The sequence below is a fragment of the Lysinibacillus sp. FN11 genome, assembly GCF_024628845.1.
GTDB lineage: Bacteria > Bacillota > Bacilli > Bacillales_A > Planococcaceae > Lysinibacillus > Lysinibacillus capsici.
Window position 1 is genome coordinate 4,367,638 of record NZ_CP102383.1, and the last position, 17,791, is coordinate 4,385,428.

General features: G+C 40.1%; 15 protein-coding genes and 3 rRNA genes. 17 read left to right on the plus strand and 1 reads right to left on the minus strand.

Annotated features, from left to right (window positions below; translation table 11 throughout):
* Positions 1-62: 62 nt before the first annotated feature.
* From NP781_RS22900 to rsmI, 15 genes are all read left to right on the plus strand, one after another.
* Complete coding sequence (locus NP781_RS22900; protein ID WP_257520902.1) at positions 63-335, plus strand: pro-sigmaK processing inhibitor BofA family protein; 273 nt, start codon at positions 63-65, stop codon at positions 333-335.
* Positions 336-616: 281 nt separating this feature from the next.
* Positions 617-2,168 (plus strand): 16S ribosomal RNA (locus NP781_RS22905).
* A gap of 180 nt (positions 2,169-2,348) precedes the next feature.
* Positions 2,349-5,276, plus strand: a 23S ribosomal RNA gene (locus NP781_RS22910).
* A gap of 111 nt (positions 5,277-5,387) precedes the next feature.
* Positions 5,388-5,503 (plus strand): 5S ribosomal RNA (rrf, locus tag NP781_RS22915).
* The 16S, 23S and 5S rRNA genes sit together here, the layout of an rRNA operon.
* Before the next feature lie 105 nt (positions 5,504-5,608).
* Positions 5,609-6,046, plus strand: coding sequence for an SRPBCC family protein (locus tag NP781_RS22920; protein WP_257520903.1), 438 nt, complete (start codon positions 5,609-5,611; stop codon positions 6,044-6,046).
* A gap of 266 nt (positions 6,047-6,312) precedes the next feature.
* The gene (locus tag NP781_RS22925) at positions 6,313-7,746 is read left to right on the plus strand and encodes an aminotransferase class I/II-fold pyridoxal phosphate-dependent enzyme (protein WP_221683389.1); all 1,434 of its coding nucleotides are present in this window, start codon (positions 6,313-6,315) and stop codon (positions 7,744-7,746) included.
* Between the two features lie 17 nt (positions 7,747-7,763).
* Positions 7,764-8,393 carry a dTMP kinase gene (tmk, locus tag NP781_RS22930; protein ID WP_221683390.1) on the plus strand — a complete coding sequence of 210 codons (630 nt, stop codon included), beginning with the start codon at positions 7,764-7,766 and terminating at the stop codon, positions 8,391-8,393.
* 311 nt (positions 8,394-8,704) lie between these two features.
* Complete coding sequence (locus NP781_RS22935; RefSeq protein ID WP_004229230.1) at positions 8,705-9,034, plus strand: cyclic di-AMP receptor DarA; 330 nt, start codon at positions 8,705-8,707, stop codon at positions 9,032-9,034.
* Between the two features lie 108 nt (positions 9,035-9,142).
* Positions 9,143-9,583: a YaaR family protein gene (locus tag NP781_RS22940; RefSeq protein WP_004229228.1), complete on the plus strand. Its 441-nt coding sequence runs from the start codon at positions 9,143-9,145 to the stop codon at positions 9,581-9,583.
* Positions 9,584-9,731: 148 nt separating this feature from the next.
* Positions 9,732-10,736 carry a DNA polymerase III subunit delta' gene (holB, locus tag NP781_RS22945; RefSeq protein WP_257520904.1) on the plus strand — a complete coding sequence of 335 codons (1,005 nt, stop codon included), beginning with the start codon at positions 9,732-9,734 and terminating at the stop codon, positions 10,734-10,736.
* Entirely contained in the window at positions 10,729-11,544 is an 816-nt protein-coding gene (locus NP781_RS22950; RefSeq protein ID WP_048395431.1) for a PSP1 domain-containing protein, read from the plus strand. The genes holB and NP781_RS22950 overlap by 8 nt, the downstream gene beginning before the upstream one ends.
* Before the next feature lie 27 nt (positions 11,545-11,571).
* Positions 11,572-11,928, plus strand: coding sequence for a DNA replication initiation control protein YabA (yabA, locus tag NP781_RS22955; RefSeq protein WP_004229222.1), 357 nt, complete (start codon positions 11,572-11,574; stop codon positions 11,926-11,928).
* A 63-nt stretch (positions 11,929-11,991) separates the two neighbouring features.
* A complete protein-coding gene (locus tag NP781_RS22960; RefSeq protein WP_221683392.1) occupies positions 11,992-12,741 on the plus strand; it encodes a tRNA1(Val) (adenine(37)-N6)-methyltransferase in 750 nt (249 codons plus the stop codon).
* Positions 12,725-12,988: a GIY-YIG nuclease family protein gene (locus NP781_RS22965; RefSeq protein WP_257520905.1), complete on the plus strand. Its 264-nt coding sequence runs from the start codon at positions 12,725-12,727 to the stop codon at positions 12,986-12,988. Before NP781_RS22960 ends, NP781_RS22965 begins: the two co-directional genes overlap by 17 nt.
* Positions 12,985-13,860, plus strand: a complete 876-nt coding sequence (gene rsmI, locus NP781_RS22970) for a 16S rRNA (cytidine(1402)-2'-O)-methyltransferase (RefSeq protein ID WP_221683393.1) — start codon at positions 12,985-12,987, stop codon at positions 13,858-13,860. Before NP781_RS22965 ends, rsmI begins: the two co-directional genes overlap by 4 nt.
* Before the next feature lie 234 nt (positions 13,861-14,094).
* Here rsmI and NP781_RS22975 read toward each other — a convergent pair whose 3' ends face one another.
* Complete coding sequence (locus tag NP781_RS22975; protein WP_004229214.1) at positions 14,095-14,373, minus strand: transition state genes transcriptional regulator AbrB; 279 nt, start codon at positions 14,371-14,373, stop codon at positions 14,095-14,097.
* A 334-nt stretch (positions 14,374-14,707) separates the two neighbouring features.
* Between NP781_RS22975 and metG the strand changes: the two genes are divergently transcribed.
* Both metG and NP781_RS22985 read left to right on the plus strand, forming a co-directional pair.
* Entirely contained in the window at positions 14,708-16,699 is a 1,992-nt protein-coding gene (metG, locus tag NP781_RS22980) for a methionine--tRNA ligase (RefSeq protein ID WP_373880529.1), read from the plus strand.
* Between the two features lie 253 nt (positions 16,700-16,952).
* The gene (locus NP781_RS22985) at positions 16,953-17,723 is read left to right on the plus strand and encodes a TatD family hydrolase (protein WP_048395439.1); all 771 of its coding nucleotides are present in this window, start codon (positions 16,953-16,955) and stop codon (positions 17,721-17,723) included.
* Positions 17,724-17,791: the final 68 nt, after the last annotated feature.

Sequence of the window (17,791 nt, forward strand, 5' to 3'; positions counted from 1 at the left end):
ATTCATAGAAGCAAAACAGGAAACATAAACTTTCATAATTATTTAATTGAGGGGGCAACTATATGTCTGGGTTAGTAATTATGAGTATTTGTATTCCTGTCGGGCTTCTTTTTCTTTATGTAATAATAAGACATGCTAAAATGGGTAAAATCTTAGAAGGATTATCGGTGTTTTGGTTTAGATTTGCATTTGCTTTTCTACTATTATTCGTAATCCATTTAGGTATTGGTTATATAGGATATAATGTGCCAATCAATCTGTTTTCGGTCTTAACAATCGCTGTTTTAGGTATTCCTGGTGTCTTAGGAATAACAGCTTTAATATTTATTTTATAAAAGGCTTGCAATATAAAAAGATTATGGTATAGTTATAGAAGTCGCTAATACAACTGATTGAAACGAAAAATAATTTTAAAATTATTGTTGACACGGTGTGTAGCGCGTGATATTATATAAGAGTTGCTGCTGAAACAGCAGTGAACAATATGAACCTTGAAAACTGAACAAGCAAAACGTAATCAATAAAGTTTTAAGTAGCTAGCTTTGCTAGTGAACGAAACACAATTTTGGACATCAAACATGATGCCAGCAAAACAATTTGAGCTAATCAAATTTCTTTTATGGAGAGTTTGATCCTGGCTCAGGACGAACGCTGGCGGCGTGCCTAATACATGCAAGTCGAGCGAACAGAAAAGGAGCTTGCTCCTTTGACGTTAGCGGCGGACGGGTGAGTAACACGTGGGCAACCTACCCTATAGTTTGGGATAACTCCGGGAAACCGGGGCTAATACCGAATAATCTCTTTTACTTCATGGTGAAAGACTGAAAGACGGTTTCGGCTGTCGCTATAGGATGGGCCCGCGGCGCATTAGCTAGTTGGTGAGGTAACGGCTCACCAAGGCGACGATGCGTAGCCGACCTGAGAGGGTGATCGGCCACACTGGGACTGAGACACGGCCCAGACTCCTACGGGAGGCAGCAGTAGGGAATCTTCCACAATGGGCGAAAGCCTGATGGAGCAACGCCGCGTGAGTGAAGAAGGTTTTCGGATCGTAAAACTCTGTTGTAAGGGAAGAACAAGTACAGTAGTAACTGGCTGTACCTTGACGGTACCTTATTAGAAAGCCACGGCTAACTACGTGCCAGCAGCCGCGGTAATACGTAGGTGGCAAGCGTTGTCCGGAATTATTGGGCGTAAAGCGCGCGCAGGCGGTCCTTTAAGTCTGATGTGAAAGCCCACGGCTCAACCGTGGAGGGTCATTGGAAACTGGGGGACTTGAGTGCAGAAGAGGAAAGTGGAATTCCAAGTGTAGCGGTGAAATGCGTAGAGATTTGGAGGAACACCAGTGGCGAAGGCGACTTTCTGGTCTGTAACTGACGCTGAGGCGCGAAAGCGTGGGGAGCAAACAGGATTAGATACCCTGGTAGTCCACGCCGTAAACGATGAGTGCTAAGTGTTAGGGGGTTTCCGCCCCTTAGTGCTGCAGCTAACGCATTAAGCACTCCGCCTGGGGAGTACGGTCGCAAGACTGAAACTCAAAGGAATTGACGGGGGCCCGCACAAGCGGTGGAGCATGTGGTTTAATTCGAAGCAACGCGAAGAACCTTACCAGGTCTTGACATCCCGTTGACCACTGTAGAGATATAGTTTCCCCTTCGGGGGCAACGGTGACAGGTGGTGCATGGTTGTCGTCAGCTCGTGTCGTGAGATGTTGGGTTAAGTCCCGCAACGAGCGCAACCCTTGATCTTAGTTGCCATCATTTAGTTGGGCACTCTAAGGTGACTGCCGGTGACAAACCGGAGGAAGGTGGGGATGACGTCAAATCATCATGCCCCTTATGACCTGGGCTACACACGTGCTACAATGGACGATACAAACGGTTGCCAACTCGCGAGAGGGAGCTAATCCGATAAAGTCGTTCTCAGTTCGGATTGTAGGCTGCAACTCGCCTACATGAAGCCGGAATCGCTAGTAATCGCGGATCAGCATGCCGCGGTGAATACGTTCCCGGGCCTTGTACACACCGCCCGTCACACCACGAGAGTTTGTAACACCCGAAGTCGGTGAGGTAACCTTTTGGAGCCAGCCGCCGAAGGTGGGATAGATGATTGGGGTGAAGTCGTAACAAGGTAGCCGTATCGGAAGGTGCGGCTGGATCACCTCCTTTCTAAGGATATTTTCGGAATACAAACCTTGGGTTTGTAAGATTACGTTTTGCGTTCAGTTTTGAAGGTTCATTCTTCTGAATGAAACACTTCAAAACTTGTTCTTTGAAAACTGGATAAAACGACATTGAAATTGTAACAAACACATTTATTTTTTAAGTTTTTTATAGGCTTAATAACTTGGTTAAGTTATTAAGGGCGCACGGCGAATGCCTTGGCACTAGGAGCCGAAGAAGGACGGCACTAACACCGATATGCTTCGGGGAGCTGTAAGTGAGCTTTGATCCGGAGATTTCCGAATGGGGGAACCCACTACGTTTAATCGCGTAGTATCTTGACGTGAATACATAGCGTCTTGAAGGCAGACCCAGGGAACTGAAACATCTAAGTACCTGGAGGAAGAGAAAGAAAAATCGATTCCCTGAGTAGCGGCGAGCGAAACGGGAAGAGCCCAAACCAAGAGGCTTGCCTCTTGGGGTTGTAGGACACTCAATACGGAGTTACAAAAGAGCGAGTTAGATGAAGCGACTTGGAAAGGTCCGCCAGAGCAGGTAAAAGCCCTGTAGTCGAAAGTTCGTTCTCTCCTGAGTGGATCCTGAGTACGGCGGAACACGTGAAATTCCGTCGGAATCCGGGAGGACCATCTCCCAAGGCTAAATACTACCTAGTGACCGATAGTGAACCAGTACCGTGAGGGAAAGGTGAAAAGCACCCCGGAAGGGGAGTGAAAGAGATCCTGAAACCGTGTGCCTACAAGTAGTTAGAGCCCGTTAATGGGTGATAGCGTGCCTTTTGTAGAATGAACCGGCGAGTTACGATTACGTGCGAGGTTAAGCTTTAGAAGGCGGAGCCGCAGCGAAAGCGAGTCTGAATAGGGCGAAATAGTACGTGGTCGTAGACCCGAAACCAGGTGATCTACCCATGTCCAGGGTGAAGGTGAGGTAACACTTACTGGAGGCCCGAACCCACGCACGTTGAAAAGTGCGGGGATGAGGTGTGGGTAGCGGAGAAATTCCAATCGAACTTGGAGATAGCTGGTTCTCTCCGAAATAGCTTTAGGGCTAGCCTCGTGATGAGAATACTGGAGGTAGAGCACTGTTTGGACTAGGGGGCCATCCCGGTTTACCGAATTCAGACAAACTCCGAATGCCAGATATTTATACACGGGAGTCAGACTGCGAGTGATAAGATCCGTAGTCAAAAGGGAAACAGCCCAGACCACCAGCTAAGGTCCCAAAGTAATCGTTAAGTGGAAAAGGATGTGGCGTTGCACAGACAACCAGGATGTTGGCTTAGAAGCAGCCATCATTTAAAGAGTGCGTAATAGCTCACTGGTCGAGTGACGCTGCGCCGAAAATGTATCGGGGCTAAACGATTCACCGAAGCTGTGGATTGACATCTACGATGTCAGTGGTAGGAGAGCGTTCTAAGTGCGTTGAAGTCAGACCGGAAGGACTGGTGGAGCGCTTAGAAGTGAGAATGCCGGTATGAGTAGCGAAAGACGGGTGAGAATCCCGTCCACCGTATGACTAAGGTTTCCTGAGGAAGGCTCGTCCGCTCAGGGTTAGTCGGGACCTAAGCCGAGGCCGATAGGCGTAGGCGATGGACAACAGGTTGATATTCCTGTACCACCTCCTCACCGTTTGAGAAATGGGGGGACGCAGTAGGATAGGGTAAGCGCGCCGTTGGTTGTGCGCGTCCAAGCAGTAAGGCGTGTGTGTAGGCAAATCCGCACACTGTAACGTTGAGCTGTGATGGCGAGTCCGTATGGACGAAGTTCCTGATTTCACACTGCCAAGAAAAGCCTCTATCGAGGTGAGAGGTGCCCGTACCGCAAACCGACACAGGTAGTCGAGGAGAGAATCCTAAGGTGTGCGAGAGAACTCTCGTTAAGGAACTCGGCAAAATGACCCCGTAACTTCGGGAGAAGGGGTGCTCTTGAGCGTGCAAGCGCATGAGAGCCGCAGTGAATAGGCCCAGGCGACTGTTTAGCAAAAACACAGGTCTCTGCAAAACCGTAAGGTGACGTATAGGGGCTGACGCCTGCCCGGTGCTGGAAGGTTAAGAGGAGTGGTTAGCGCAAGCGAAGCTGCGAATTGAAGCCCCAGTAAACGGCGGCCGTAACTATAACGGTCCTAAGGTAGCGAAATTCCTTGTCGGGTAAGTTCCGACCCGCACGAAAGGCGTAACGATCTGGGCACTGTCTCAACGAGAGACTCGGTGAAATTATAGTACCTGTGAAGATGCAGGTTACCCGCGACAGGACGGAAAGACCCCGTGGAGCTTTACTGTAGCCTGATATTGAATTTTGGTACAACTTGTACAGGATAGGTAGGAGCCAGAGATCTCGGAGCGCCAGCTTCGAAGGAGGCGTCGGTGGGATACTACCCTGGTTGTATTGAAATTCTAACCCATGCCCCTTAGCGGGGCAGGAGACAGTGTCAGGCGGACAGTTTGACTGGGGCGGTCGCCTCCTAAAAGGTAACGGAGGCGCCCAAAGGTTCCCTCAGAATGGTTGGAAATCATTCGTAGAGTGTAAAGGCACAAGGGAGCTTGACTGCGAGACCTACAAGTCGAGCAGGGTCGAAAGACGGGCTTAGTGATCCGGTGGTTCCGCATGGAAGGGCCATCGCTCAACGGATAAAAGCTACCCCGGGGATAACAGGCTTATCTCCCCCAAGAGTCCACATCGACGGGGAGGTTTGGCACCTCGATGTCGGCTCATCGCATCCTGGGGCTGTAGTCGGTCCCAAGGGTTGGGCTGTTCGCCCATTAAAGCGGTACGCGAGCTGGGTTCAGAACGTCGTGAGACAGTTCGGTCCCTATCCGTCGTGGGCGTAGGAAATTTGAGAGGAGCTGTCCTTAGTACGAGAGGACCGGGATGGACACACCGCTGGTGTACCAGTTGTCTTGCCAAAGGCATCGCTGGGTAGCTATGTGTGGACGGGATAAGTGCTGAAAGCATCTAAGCATGAAGCCCCCCTCAAGATGAGATTTCCCATTACGCAAGTAAGTAAGATCCCTCAAAGACGATGAGGTAGATAGGTTCGAGGTGGAAGTGTGGTGACACATGGAGCTGACGAATACTAATCGATCGAGGACTTAACCAAAAAAGTTTGAAACATTCAATGTGCCGTTTATCCAGTTTTGAAAGAGCAAATCTTTCTAAAAAGAGAGCTTCTAGACACAGCAATACGCCGTGTATGGAAGGTCGACCATAGTCTAGTGATGATGGCAAAGAGGTCACACCCGTTCCCATACCGAACACGGAAGTTAAGCTCTTTAGCGCCGATGGTAGTTGGGGGCTTCCCCCTGTGAGAGTAGGACGTCGCTAGGCAAATAAGTAACCACTGAGAACTCAGTGGTTTTTTTGTTTATATAGAAACCTATAAAATGTTAAAGTTTAATAGAGCGATAAAAATAAACAAAGGGGTGCAGTAGAGTGGCAACAGGACAATGCAGTAAGGAAATCAATATACAAAAAGAAAAATTAGAGAATTTTATTCAAAATAGAGAACAATGGGCTGTTTTAATACCAGGTTATTTACATCACGAATTAATAAATGAAGTCGATATGATCTGGGTCTTCCAAGGAGACTTTGGCATAATTCAGAAAGCTGTTAAAGTAAAACTTAAAGTAAACAATTCAGATGCTCATCAAATACAGTTTGAATTAGAGGGTTTATCTGATCCTATAAATGGTAATGGTTCTTTTGAAATCGTACAAAATCAAAATGAGTCACCACAACTGACTGGTAATTTAACAATGAAAGCAAGTGGATTTTTAGCAGGAATGATGAATCCAGTATTAGATAAATTTGTACCTCGACTAATTGAGCAACTAGTGGAAGCAATGGCCATTCAAGCATTACAAGACTAGTTATATGAAAATAAGTGGTGAACCGATTATTACAGATAACAGCAATAATCGGTTTTATTTTAATAAGTAACTCTTACTGCTGCAAAAATGATGGTTTAGGTATAGATGACTCTATTTTTGAGTGAGGCGTCAACGATAATGACATCAAGCTGTGATTAATTTTGATGAAAAGGTTGTTTACTAAATAAAGTGGATTACCTGTGGAAGGATAGCTTTTTTCTCTCCTTATAATTTCGTATAATTAAACGAGAATCTAACGAAAATGGGTGTTTGTTTTGCAAAAGAAAAAACCAATTATAGAAGGGTTAGAACGTTTTCGACAGCAACAAAATATTTCTTTTCATGTCCCAGGTCATAAGCATGGCGAACTGTCCCATCTTCCTCAAGCATTTAAGGATGTAATGCGTTATGATGTAACTGAATTATCGGGATTAGATGATCTACATTACCCTGAGGAAATGATATTAGAAGCCGAAAATTTATTGGCAGATACATATGGAGCAACGAAGAGCTTCTTTTTAGTAGGAGGGTCTACTGTTGGCAATTTAGCAATGATTTATGCTACTTGTAACAAAGGTGATACCATTATTGTTCAGCGTAATGCACATAAATCAATTTTCCATGCTATTGAACTTGTTGGGGCTAAGCCAATTTTTGTGTCCCCGCTATGGGATGAACGGACAATGTCGGCGACACATGTAACTTATAGAGATTTAAAAGAAGCCGTAGAAAATTATTCAGAGGCGAAAGCAGTAGTTTTAACATATCCTACTTATTATGGGATGACTTCGAATGAAATACAGCAACAAATTGCTTATTGTCATGAGAAGGGAATACCTGTATTGGTGGATGAAGCACATGGCGCTCATTTTAATGCATGTACGCTATTTCAGCCATCTGCATTGACACTTGGAGCAGACGTTGTTGTTCAATCAGCCCATAAGACTCTACCTGCTATGACGATGGCTTCTTTTATGCATGTTAAGTCGCAATTGATAGAGGCTGACAAAATACATCACTACTTACGCATGTTACAATCTAGTAGTCCATCTTACTTATTATTAGCATCATTAGATGATGCTCGCTATTATGTACAGACATATATGGAGAGTGATGGGGCATATATAATAGAAAAAAAGAATCAATGGGTAGATGCATTACGAGCAATTGGATCATTAGAAGTAATTGAAGTAGATGATCCACTTAAAGTATTGTTACGTGTTAATGGTTATAGTGGCTTTCAATTACAGGAGGCATTAGAGGCAAAGCATGTGTATGGGGAACTGGCAGATGCCAATCAGGTTTTATTTGTGTTACCTTTGCTGAAGCAAGGACATACCTACCCATTTGCTGAAATCAGGGTTCGTATAAAAGAGGCTATATCAACGCTATTAAACACAGCTAAAACAGATAGCATAACGGCTTCTCAAACAGCCTATCATTTTGTACCGATTACTGAGCCTCTATATACCTTTAATGAGGTTGCATCATTAAAGAAAGAATGGTTACCATATATGCGTACAATGGGGCGAATTTCAGCAAATATGATCATTCCTTATCCACCTGGGATACCATTATTAGTACCAGGAGAAAGAATAACAGTAGCTAAGTTAAGTCAATTGGAAGAGCTACTAGCAGCAGGTGCAACATTTCAGGGGAATCATCGTTTAGCAGAAAAAATGATTCAGGTTATTAAATAGTTGGAGGCAATCACAGCATGAATAGCAATTTATTTATTACATTTGAAGGACCAGAGGGAGCAGGAAAAACAACGGTCATTCAAATGATAGCAAAGCGATTAAAAGAAAAAAATATTGAAGTTCTAGCAACAAGAGAACCAGGTGGAATTGAGATTGCAGAAAAAATAAGAACGATTATTTTGAATCCTGCACATACTGCTATGGATGAACGAACAGAGGCATTGTTATATGCTGCAGCAAGAAGCCAGCATTATTTTGAAAAAGTACGTCCTGCATTAGATGCAGGGAAGTTAGTGATATGTGACCGTTTTATCGATTCCTCTTTAGCCTATCAAGGATATGCAAGAGGTATAGGTGTCAATGAGGTGCTTTCTATTAATGAATTTGCTATTGGGAAGAAATTACCTGACGTGACCATACTATTTGATCTTGCTCCAGAGGTTGGCTTAGCGCGTATTCATGCAACTGGCAATCGGGAAGTAAACCGCTTAGACGTTGAAAGCTTGCCGTTTCATCAGAAGGTACGTGAAGGATATTTACAATTAGTAGAGCAGTATCCAGAGCGAATACGTGTAGTCAACGCAGATCAAGATATTGAAAGTGTTGTGGAAGATGTATGGTTATTATTATTGGAAGCAATGCAGTAAATGCATGAAGTTGTCTACAACAATGTGATATAATGATACTATCCATTAATTTATCTTCACTAAGAAGGCATCATTTGTGGAAGTACCTATTAGGTCTGACACACCTTTGTGTAGATACATTATGTGTTTAGGGAACCTTGTAGATGTCTCTTTTAAAACTTTCTTATAGAGTTTTTATGTCAACATGCTGATGTTCCTCTAGTTCAACAGTAGTTTAAACTTCCGATGAACTAAGATAATTATTTATAAGTTAAGGCTTAAGAATAGAATTGAAATCTATCTAGTGAATTTTATAAAAGGGGTGAGTGCGAATGAAGTTAGTCGTAGCTGTAGTGCAAGATCAGGATAGCAGCCGCTTATCAAATGCTTTAACGAAAAATCAGTTTCGCGCAACTAAATTAGCGAGCACAGGAGGATTTTTACGTTCAGGAAATACGACATTTCTTATAGGAACTGAAGACTCTCTCATACCCAAACTTTTAGATATTATTCGGGATAATTGTCGGGCAAGAGAGCAAATGGTTGCACCCGTTTCTCCGTTAGGAGGAAATGCTGATTCCTATATACCTTACCCTGTGGAGGTAGAGGTGGGAGGAGCTACCGTATTTGTTTTACCGATTGAACAATTCCATCATTTTTAAAAAGTAGCCTCCGAAGCTAAATCATTAATTATTTGTTACTATTAAACATTTTATTTAAAAACGATTATGCCTAGGAGAAATAGATAAAACTGTGGGGGCGAAACTAGCTTGAAGATTAATCAAGATATACGTGTCGGGTTAAATACAAATCGCAAAGAGCCACTACAAAATAATAATCAAAATAACCGATTTGGAGATATGGTCGTCAAGCAAGGTAATAAGCTGCAAACAGAACAACTCACGCGTTTGTTAGGGGATATATCTACTGCAGGGGACCGAGTAGCTAGATCACGTAATTTACGAGAACTTGCTAGGTTTAAAATGCTTGTTAAACGATTTCTACAAGAGACAGTAGAACATGGTATGGAATTAAAACAATCACATACTTGGAATCGTTTTGGTGAAGGAAGACGTCTGAAAATCATTGAAACCATTGATACACGTCTTGTCGAACTTGCACAGGATCTTTTAGACGAAGAAAAAGAAGCAATAGATCTTCTTGATAAAATCGGTGAAATTAAAGGCTTACTAATTAATTTATATATGTAAAACCCGTGTCTCGTTCTCATTTAGGCGCGGGCTTTTTTCAAATGTTGATGTGGCTACTCGTCATTAAAGTAAACAACTGCAATATTTCTTTACAAGAGTGCAAGAAAGTATCACTTTTTGTTGTAGAGACAGGAAGGAATTTAAATGTATGGCCAAGAATGTTGAAGAGCTACTCACACTGCAACCAGTCGTAATGAAGCAGCTTCAAACAATATTTGACAAGAATAGATTAGCACATGCATATATTTTTGATGGCGAAAAAGGGACAGGCAAGGCAGATATTATGCACTTTTTTGTCAAATTAATGTTATGCGAGAAACCAAATGGAAATGTTCCATGTGAAACATGTCGAAATTGCAAACGTGTAGATTCGGGAAATCATCCAAATATTCATCAAATTTATCCAGATGGTCAATTCATAAAAATTGATCAGATGCGAGAGCTCATCGGAGAAATGAAAATGGTGGGTGTAGAAGAAGGACGTAAGATTTATGTGCTTCATCATGCAGACCGTCTTAATACAGCCTCTGCAAATATGATACTTAAATTTTTAGAGGAGCCAGAAGGAGAAGTAACTGCCATATTACTAACAGAGCAAATGCAGTCAATACTTCCAACTATCCGTTCTCGTTGTCAACATATCAAATTTCAAAAAATGCCACGTCATGTTTTGTTGAAGCATTTACAGGAAAATAATATTTCTCATTCAATGGCCTCAACAGTAAGCATGATGACAAACGAGGTAGAAACAGCGATATTTTTAGCAAATGATGAGCAGTTTGCACTCGCTCGAAAAACAGTGTTAAAATTAGTAGAGGCCATTCGGCAAAATGTACACGAAGCATTGCTTATTGTGCATGAAGAGTGGTTGCCTCACTTTAAAGAAAAAAGCGAGATGGAGCAAGCATTGGATTTACTACTATTTGCTTACCGTGATATAGTGTCAATAAAAGCTAATCCCGAGGCAGCTTGTACTTATCCAGACATGTTACCACTATTTAAAGAAGTTGCGCTATATTCCCCTTATGAGAGATTATCAAATCAGATGGAATCTATTTTACAAGCTCGCGCCTCTTTACAGCGTAACATGAATAGGACGTTATTGATGGAGCAGTTAATGCTAAATCTGCAGGAGGGATATACATTTGTATAATGTAGTAGGAGTCCGCTTTAAAAAGGCGGGTAAAATATATTATTTTGATCCGGCATCATTTCTACTAGAAGATAGTCAATATGTTATTGTAGAGACAGCCCGCGGTGTAGAGTATGGAAAAGTAGTTGTCCCTCAAAAGGTAGTGGGTGATAATGATGTTGTATTACCACTAAAACAAGTACTTAGACCAGCAGATGATCGTGATCGTATACAAGTAGAGGAAAATGCAGCGGAATCAAAGCGTGCATTTGAGCTCGCTAGTACGAAAATTATAGAGCATAATTTAGAAATGAAACTTGTAGATGTTGAATATACATTTGATCGTAATAAAATTATTTTTTACTTTACAGCTGAAGGACGAGTTGATTTTAGGGATCTAGTAAAAGATTTAGCCTCGGTTTTTAGAACACGTATTGAACTTCGTCAAATCGGTGTGCGTGATGAAGCAAAGCTTTTAGGTGGTATCGGTCCATGTGGTAGAATGCTTTGCTGCTCCACATTTTTGGGTGATTTTGAGCCTGTTTCTATTAAAATGGCTAAAGATCAAAACTTATCATTAAATCCTTCAAAAATATCTGGCCTTTGTGGACGTTTAATGTGTTGCTTAAAGTATGAAAATGATGAATATGAAGAAGCAAAAGAGGGCATGCCAGATGTTGGTGAGATAACAATGACACCAGATGGCCGTGGGAAAGTAGTAGGGCTAAATGTGCTGGAAAGACTTATTCAAGTATATTTACATGAGCAGGAACGCACAGTTGAGTATACACTAGAAGAACTGCTAGCATGCGAAAAAAATCTTATTTAAGATAGAGAATTTAACGAGGTGGCTTGGGTGAAGGACCGTAATTTCTTAGATACCGTTATGGAGTTCGAACAACAGCTCGAAGCAATGCAGGAGCAATTTGGTGCATTGAAACAATTTGTAGCGTTAATGATGGAAGAGCATAAGGCGCTTGAAACAGAGAATCATCACCTACGTACACGTCTAGAAGAACTACTTTCTAATACAAACTCCGTACAAGCTGCTGAAGTAAAGAAAGAGAGTCCGCTAGATATTGGTGAGGGATATGATAACTTAGCTCGCCTCTACCAAGAGGGCTTCCATGTTTGCCATGTTCATTTTGGAAGTTCACGTAAGGGTGAGGATTGTCTGTTTTGTCTATCATTTTTAAATAAACAAAATGTGTAATAAAAGGCTGATTCCCGCTACGGTGGTGTCAGTCTTTTGTTTTGTAGTGTAGGAGGAGTAAGCATGGAAAAATGGCTAAAAGGTGACGAGCGGTTAGATTATTTGTTGGCTGAGAATTTACGTATTATTCAAAGTCCCTCTGTCTTTTCGTTCTCATTAGATGCAGTACTGCTTTCGAAGTTTGTCAGTATTCCTTATCATAAAGGAAAAATGGTTGATTTATGTTCAGGAAATGGTGTGATACCACTTTTTTTAAGTGCACGTACAAAGGGACAGATAACGGGAGTAGAAATTCAGCCACGTTTATTTGAGATGGCAGAGAGAAGTATCCGTTACAATCAGCTAGAACAGCAAATTCAAATGATTCTTGGAGATGTTAAAGAAATACCGAAACAACTTGGCATTGAAAAGTATGATGTGGTTACCTGTAATCCACCCTATTTTTTAGCACATGAAGCAAGTGATAAAAACCTTAGTGAGCATCATGCCATTGCACGCCATGAATTGTATTTAACATTGGAAGAAGCAATTCAATCAGCAAGTAAATTATTAAAGCAAGGGGGCAAGGCCGCATTTGTCCACCGACCAGGGCGATTATTAGATATTGTGACAGCTATGCGAGCAAATCGCTTAGAGCCTAAACGGATGCAGCTCATTTATCCGAAGGAAGGGAAAGAGGCGAATACATTATTAATAGAAGGAATAAAAGATGGAAAGCCTGATTTAAAAATTCTGCCGCCGTTGTATGTTTATGATGCTAATAATGAATACACGGCAGAAGTGAGAGAAATTCTTTATGGAAAAGAGCAATAATCACTACTTTTATGTGTTAGAGTGTGCTGATCAAACTCTTTATGCAGGGTATACAAATAATATAGAAAAACGTGTTGCTGTACATAACGCTGGTAAAGGAGCAAAATATACAAGAGCTAGAGGTCCAGTGAAATGTATTTATAAAGAAATATTTGAGACAAAGCAAGAAGCAATGCGTGCTGAATATGCCTTTAAGCAATTAACAAGAACACAGAAAATTAATTATATAAGGAGGGGCCAATCGTGAAATCACAAAAAAGTACAATACACGAACAGACAGGTTGTTTATATCTGGTAGGAACACCTATTGGTAATTTAGAAGATATGAGTGTGCGTGCACTTCGCATTTTAAAAGAAGCCGATATTATTGCGGCAGAAGATACTAGAAACACCAAAAAGCTGTGTAACTACTTTGAGATTGAAACACCGCTAATCAGCTACCACGAACATAATTTAGCCGTAGGTGGAGAAAAATTGTTAACATTACTACAGGAAGGAAAAACAATTGCATTAGTAAGTGATGCAGGTTTACCTTGTATTTCTGATCCAGGTGCAGATATAGTTGAAAAAGCAATTGCTCAAAACTTTTCTGTTGTACCAGTGCCAGGGCCTAATGCAGCGATTTCAGCATTAATTGCATCCGGGTTATCGCCACAGCCATTTTTCTTTTATGGATTTTTGAATCGCGGAAAAAAGGAACGTCGCCAGCAATTAGAACAATTAAAAAAACGCCAAGAAACGATTTTACTATATGAGGCACCACATCGCTTAAAGGATACATTAAAAGATATGGAAGCTATACTGGGGGAACGTCGTATTGTTTTAGCTCGAGAGCTGACAAAGAAGTTTGAAGAGTTTTTAAGAGGTACTTTGTCTGAAGCTATAGAATGGTCACAAACAGAGGAAATACGAGGAGAGTTTTGTATTGTTCTTGAAGGTAATAGCTGTGTAGAAGAGGAAGATCATGAAGAAGCCTATTGGCAAAACATGTCCATTGTTGAACATGTTGATTTCATTATCAATCAATCGAATGTATCTTCAAAAGAAGCCATTAAAGAAGTAGCTAAGTTAAGGCAAGTGTCAAAGCGAGATGTTTATAATGAATATCATAGTGATTAATAGTAAAGAGTTACCTTAATAGGGTAGCTCTTTATTTTTATTTAGTTAATGACTTCGAAACTTAAAAGTTGAAAAGTAATAATTTTGAGACACAATTTTAAATTGATAATAATTGTAAATAATAGTAACCTAAAATAGAAAGGTCTGACATGGACATTATAAGGGATTAAGAAATTGGTTATATTAATAAACAGAAACACCTAAATCACTGTTTTGATTTAGGTGAGTAACTAATTATTTTTTTAAGTTAGATTGAATTTCTTTAACTAACATTTCAGCGCCTTCTGGACTTAAAATTAATTTGCCTCCAACTAGACGGAAGTTATCATCTGAAACTTCACCAGTAACAGCACATGTCATATTAGGCATATATTTTTTTAAGATGATTTTATCATCATCCACATAGATTTCTAAAGCGTCCTTTTCAGCAATACCTAGCGTACGGCGTAACTCGATAGGAATTACTACACGACCTAACTCATCGACTTTACGAACAATCCCTGTTGATTTCATAATAGATTTCCTCCTAATTTATAAAAGTTATATTGGTATTTCGTCAAATTTCGACATTATTTCTTTGTCTGATAGTTATCATACCAAGTAATGCCATAAACGTCAATTAATTAATGCACTAATATTATGGTTTTTAAAAAAAATTTTTGAGAAGAATGCTGGTATTTTAATTTTTTTAAAAGGTTTTTAATAAATATTTTTGTTAATAGTAAAAAAGGTTCTTATTTAAGTCATTTAATGGATTAAATATATTATTCGACAATTTTCGCGTTTAATAAACTTTCATTGAAACGAATTTCGTACTTCGTTAGAATAGAAAGTATATTGTAAAACAATGGAGGCAGTTCTAGTGAGTGAACAACAAAAAACATTCTATATAACAACACCCATTTACTATCCAAGTGGGAAATTTCATATTGGTACGGCATATACAACAGTAGCATCTGATACTATTGCACGCTATAAACGTTTAAAAGGTTATGATGTACGCTTTTTAACAGGAATGGACGAACATGGCCAAAAAATTCAAGAAAAAGCAGCAGAAGCGGGTAAACATCCTCAAGATTATGTAAATGAAATTGCAGATGCTGCGAAAAAACTTTGGGGGTTAATGGATATTTCTTATGATGACTTTATTCAAACAACCCAGGATCGACATACGAAAGCTGTCGAAAAGATTTTCCAAAAGTTTTTAGATAATGGTGATATTTATAAAGGTGAGTATGAAGGCTGGTACTGTACACCGTGTGAATCATTCTTTACTGAGACTCAACTAGTTGACGGGAACTGTCCTGATTGCGGTCGTCCGGTGCATAAGGTTAAAGAAGAATCGTACTTCTTTAATATGAAGAAATATGCAGATCGTTTATTAGCTTATTATGAAGAGAACCTTGAATTTATTGAGCCAGAATCACGAAAAAATGAAATGATTAACAACTTCATTAAACCAGGACTAGAGGATTTATCAGTATCAAGAACATCCTTCGACTGGGGAATTAAAGTACCAGGAGATCCAAAGCATGTTATTTATGTGTGGGTTGACGCATTAACGAATTATATTACAGCCTTAGGATATCTATCAGAAGATGAATCATTATTCAATAAATATTGGCCAGCAGATGTACATGTAGTTGGGAAGGATATTGTTCGTTTCCATACGATTTATTGGCCAATTTTCTTAATGGCACTAGATTTGCCATTACCGAAAAAGGTATTTGCTCACGGTTTTATTATGATGAAAGACGGTAAAATGTCTAAATCAAAAGGTAATGTAATTTATCCTGAAATGTTAATCGAGCGTTATGGTCTAGATGCGACACGTTATTTCCTATTACGAGAATTACCATTTGGCTCTGATGGGGTATTTTCACCAGAATCATTTATTGAACGTACAAACTTTGATCTGGCTAATGATTTAGGGAACTTATTAAATCGTACAATTTCAATGATTAATAAATATTTTGATGGTATTATTCCGACAGAAAATCTTCAACCGACAGAATTTGATGCAGCTTTAAAAGAGCAAGCTGAGTCGGTACGTATTAAATATGAAGAAAGTATGGAAAAAATGCAATTTAGTGTTGTTCTTGCAGACTTATGGACGCTTGTTTCCCGCACAAATAAGTATATAGATGAGACACAACCATGGGTGTTAGCAAAAGAGGAGTCAGACAAGCCAAAATTAGGTGCAGTTATGCGAAATTTGGCAGAAAGCTTACATCAAATCGCTGTCATGTTGCAACCATTTATGACAACAACTCCGAAACGTATGATCGATCAGTTAGGATTAGATGACAAATTCTTAGCATGGGATACAATTGAAACATTCGGCAATACTATTCCAGCAAACATTAAAGTGGTAGAAAAAGGGATACCGATTTTCCCACGTTTAGAAAATGAGGTTGAGATTACTTATATTCGTGAGGAAATGCGTGGCTCTGTGAAAACACCACAGGATGAAGAAATTAAAAAGGCGGCAAAAACTGAAGAAAATCCAGAAATTCCTGAAATTACTATCGATGATTTTATGAAAGTTGACTTGCGTGTAGCTACTGTGACTGCATGTGAAACTGTTCCGAAAGCAGATAAATTATTAAAGCTTCAAGTTGATCTAGGATATGAGCAACGTCAAGTAGTTTCAGGTATTGCGAAATTCTATACACCAGATGATTTAATAGGTCAAAAAGTAATTGTCGTAGCAAATTTAAAACCAGTGAAATTACGTGGTGAAATATCACAAGGAATGATTTTAGCTGGTGAGAAAGATGGAATTTTAAAATTAGCATCAGTTGATCCTAAACTCGAAAATGGTGCAAAAGTAAAGTAATGAACTTAAGGAAGGCCTGCTGAATATGAATTATTCAGCAGGCTTTTCAAATCTGTTAGAGAAAATGGGATTAAATTATTTTGAAATAATTTATGGTGCGTGAAAAATATACTTTTATGAGTTTAAAGAACTACTTTAGGTAATGTCGATTAAGTGGAATGTCACAATGTCGAATAGTTTGTAATGAAATTGTAATGACCACGAAAAATATGAAATAATAAATTTTAATAAAATCAATGTTAGGAGAATGAAGATGTTTATAGATACACACGTACATTTAAACGCAGATCAGTATGAGGAAGATCTTCAAGAAGTGATTGATAGAGCTCTTGAAGCTAAAGTAGAAAGAATGGTAGTTATTGGTTTCGACCGTAAAACCATTGAGAGAACAATGCAATTAATAGAGCAATATGATTTTGTTTACGGTGTCATTGGCTGGCATCCAGTAGACGCGATTGATTGTACTCAACAAGATTTAGAGTGGATTGAGCAATTAGCTTCACATCCAAAAATAGTTGGCATTGGTGAAACGGGATTGGACTACTATTGGGATAAGTCTCCAAAAGACGTTCAACAGGAACTTTTTCGCAAGCAAATTCAATTAGCTCAAAAGATCAATTTACCAATCGTTATTCATAATAGGGATGCAACAGGTGATGTTGTACAAATTTTACGTGAAGAAAATGCTGCATCCGTAGGGGGTGTTATGCACTGCTTTAGTGGAAGTGTAGAAACAGCGCGTGAATGTATAGCTATGAATTTTATGATTAGTCTTGGGGGACCAGTGACATTTAAAAATGCACGTCTACCAAAGGAAGTAGCGACAGAAATAGCTCTTGAGCACTTGATGATTGAAACAGACGCTCCTTATTTAGCTCCACATCCACATCGAGGTAAGCGCAATGAACCCGCTTTCGTGCCTTTAGTTGCTGAGGAAATCGCACGTTTGAAAGGGTTGACAATTGAGGAAATTGCACAAGCAACTACAGCCAATGCGAAAAATTTTTTTGGGATTGACAATTAACTAGCTTAGATGCCTCCAATACAGGGTTTGTGGTTGGCAAAAAACAAGAAGTCAATTTTCAGAGAAAT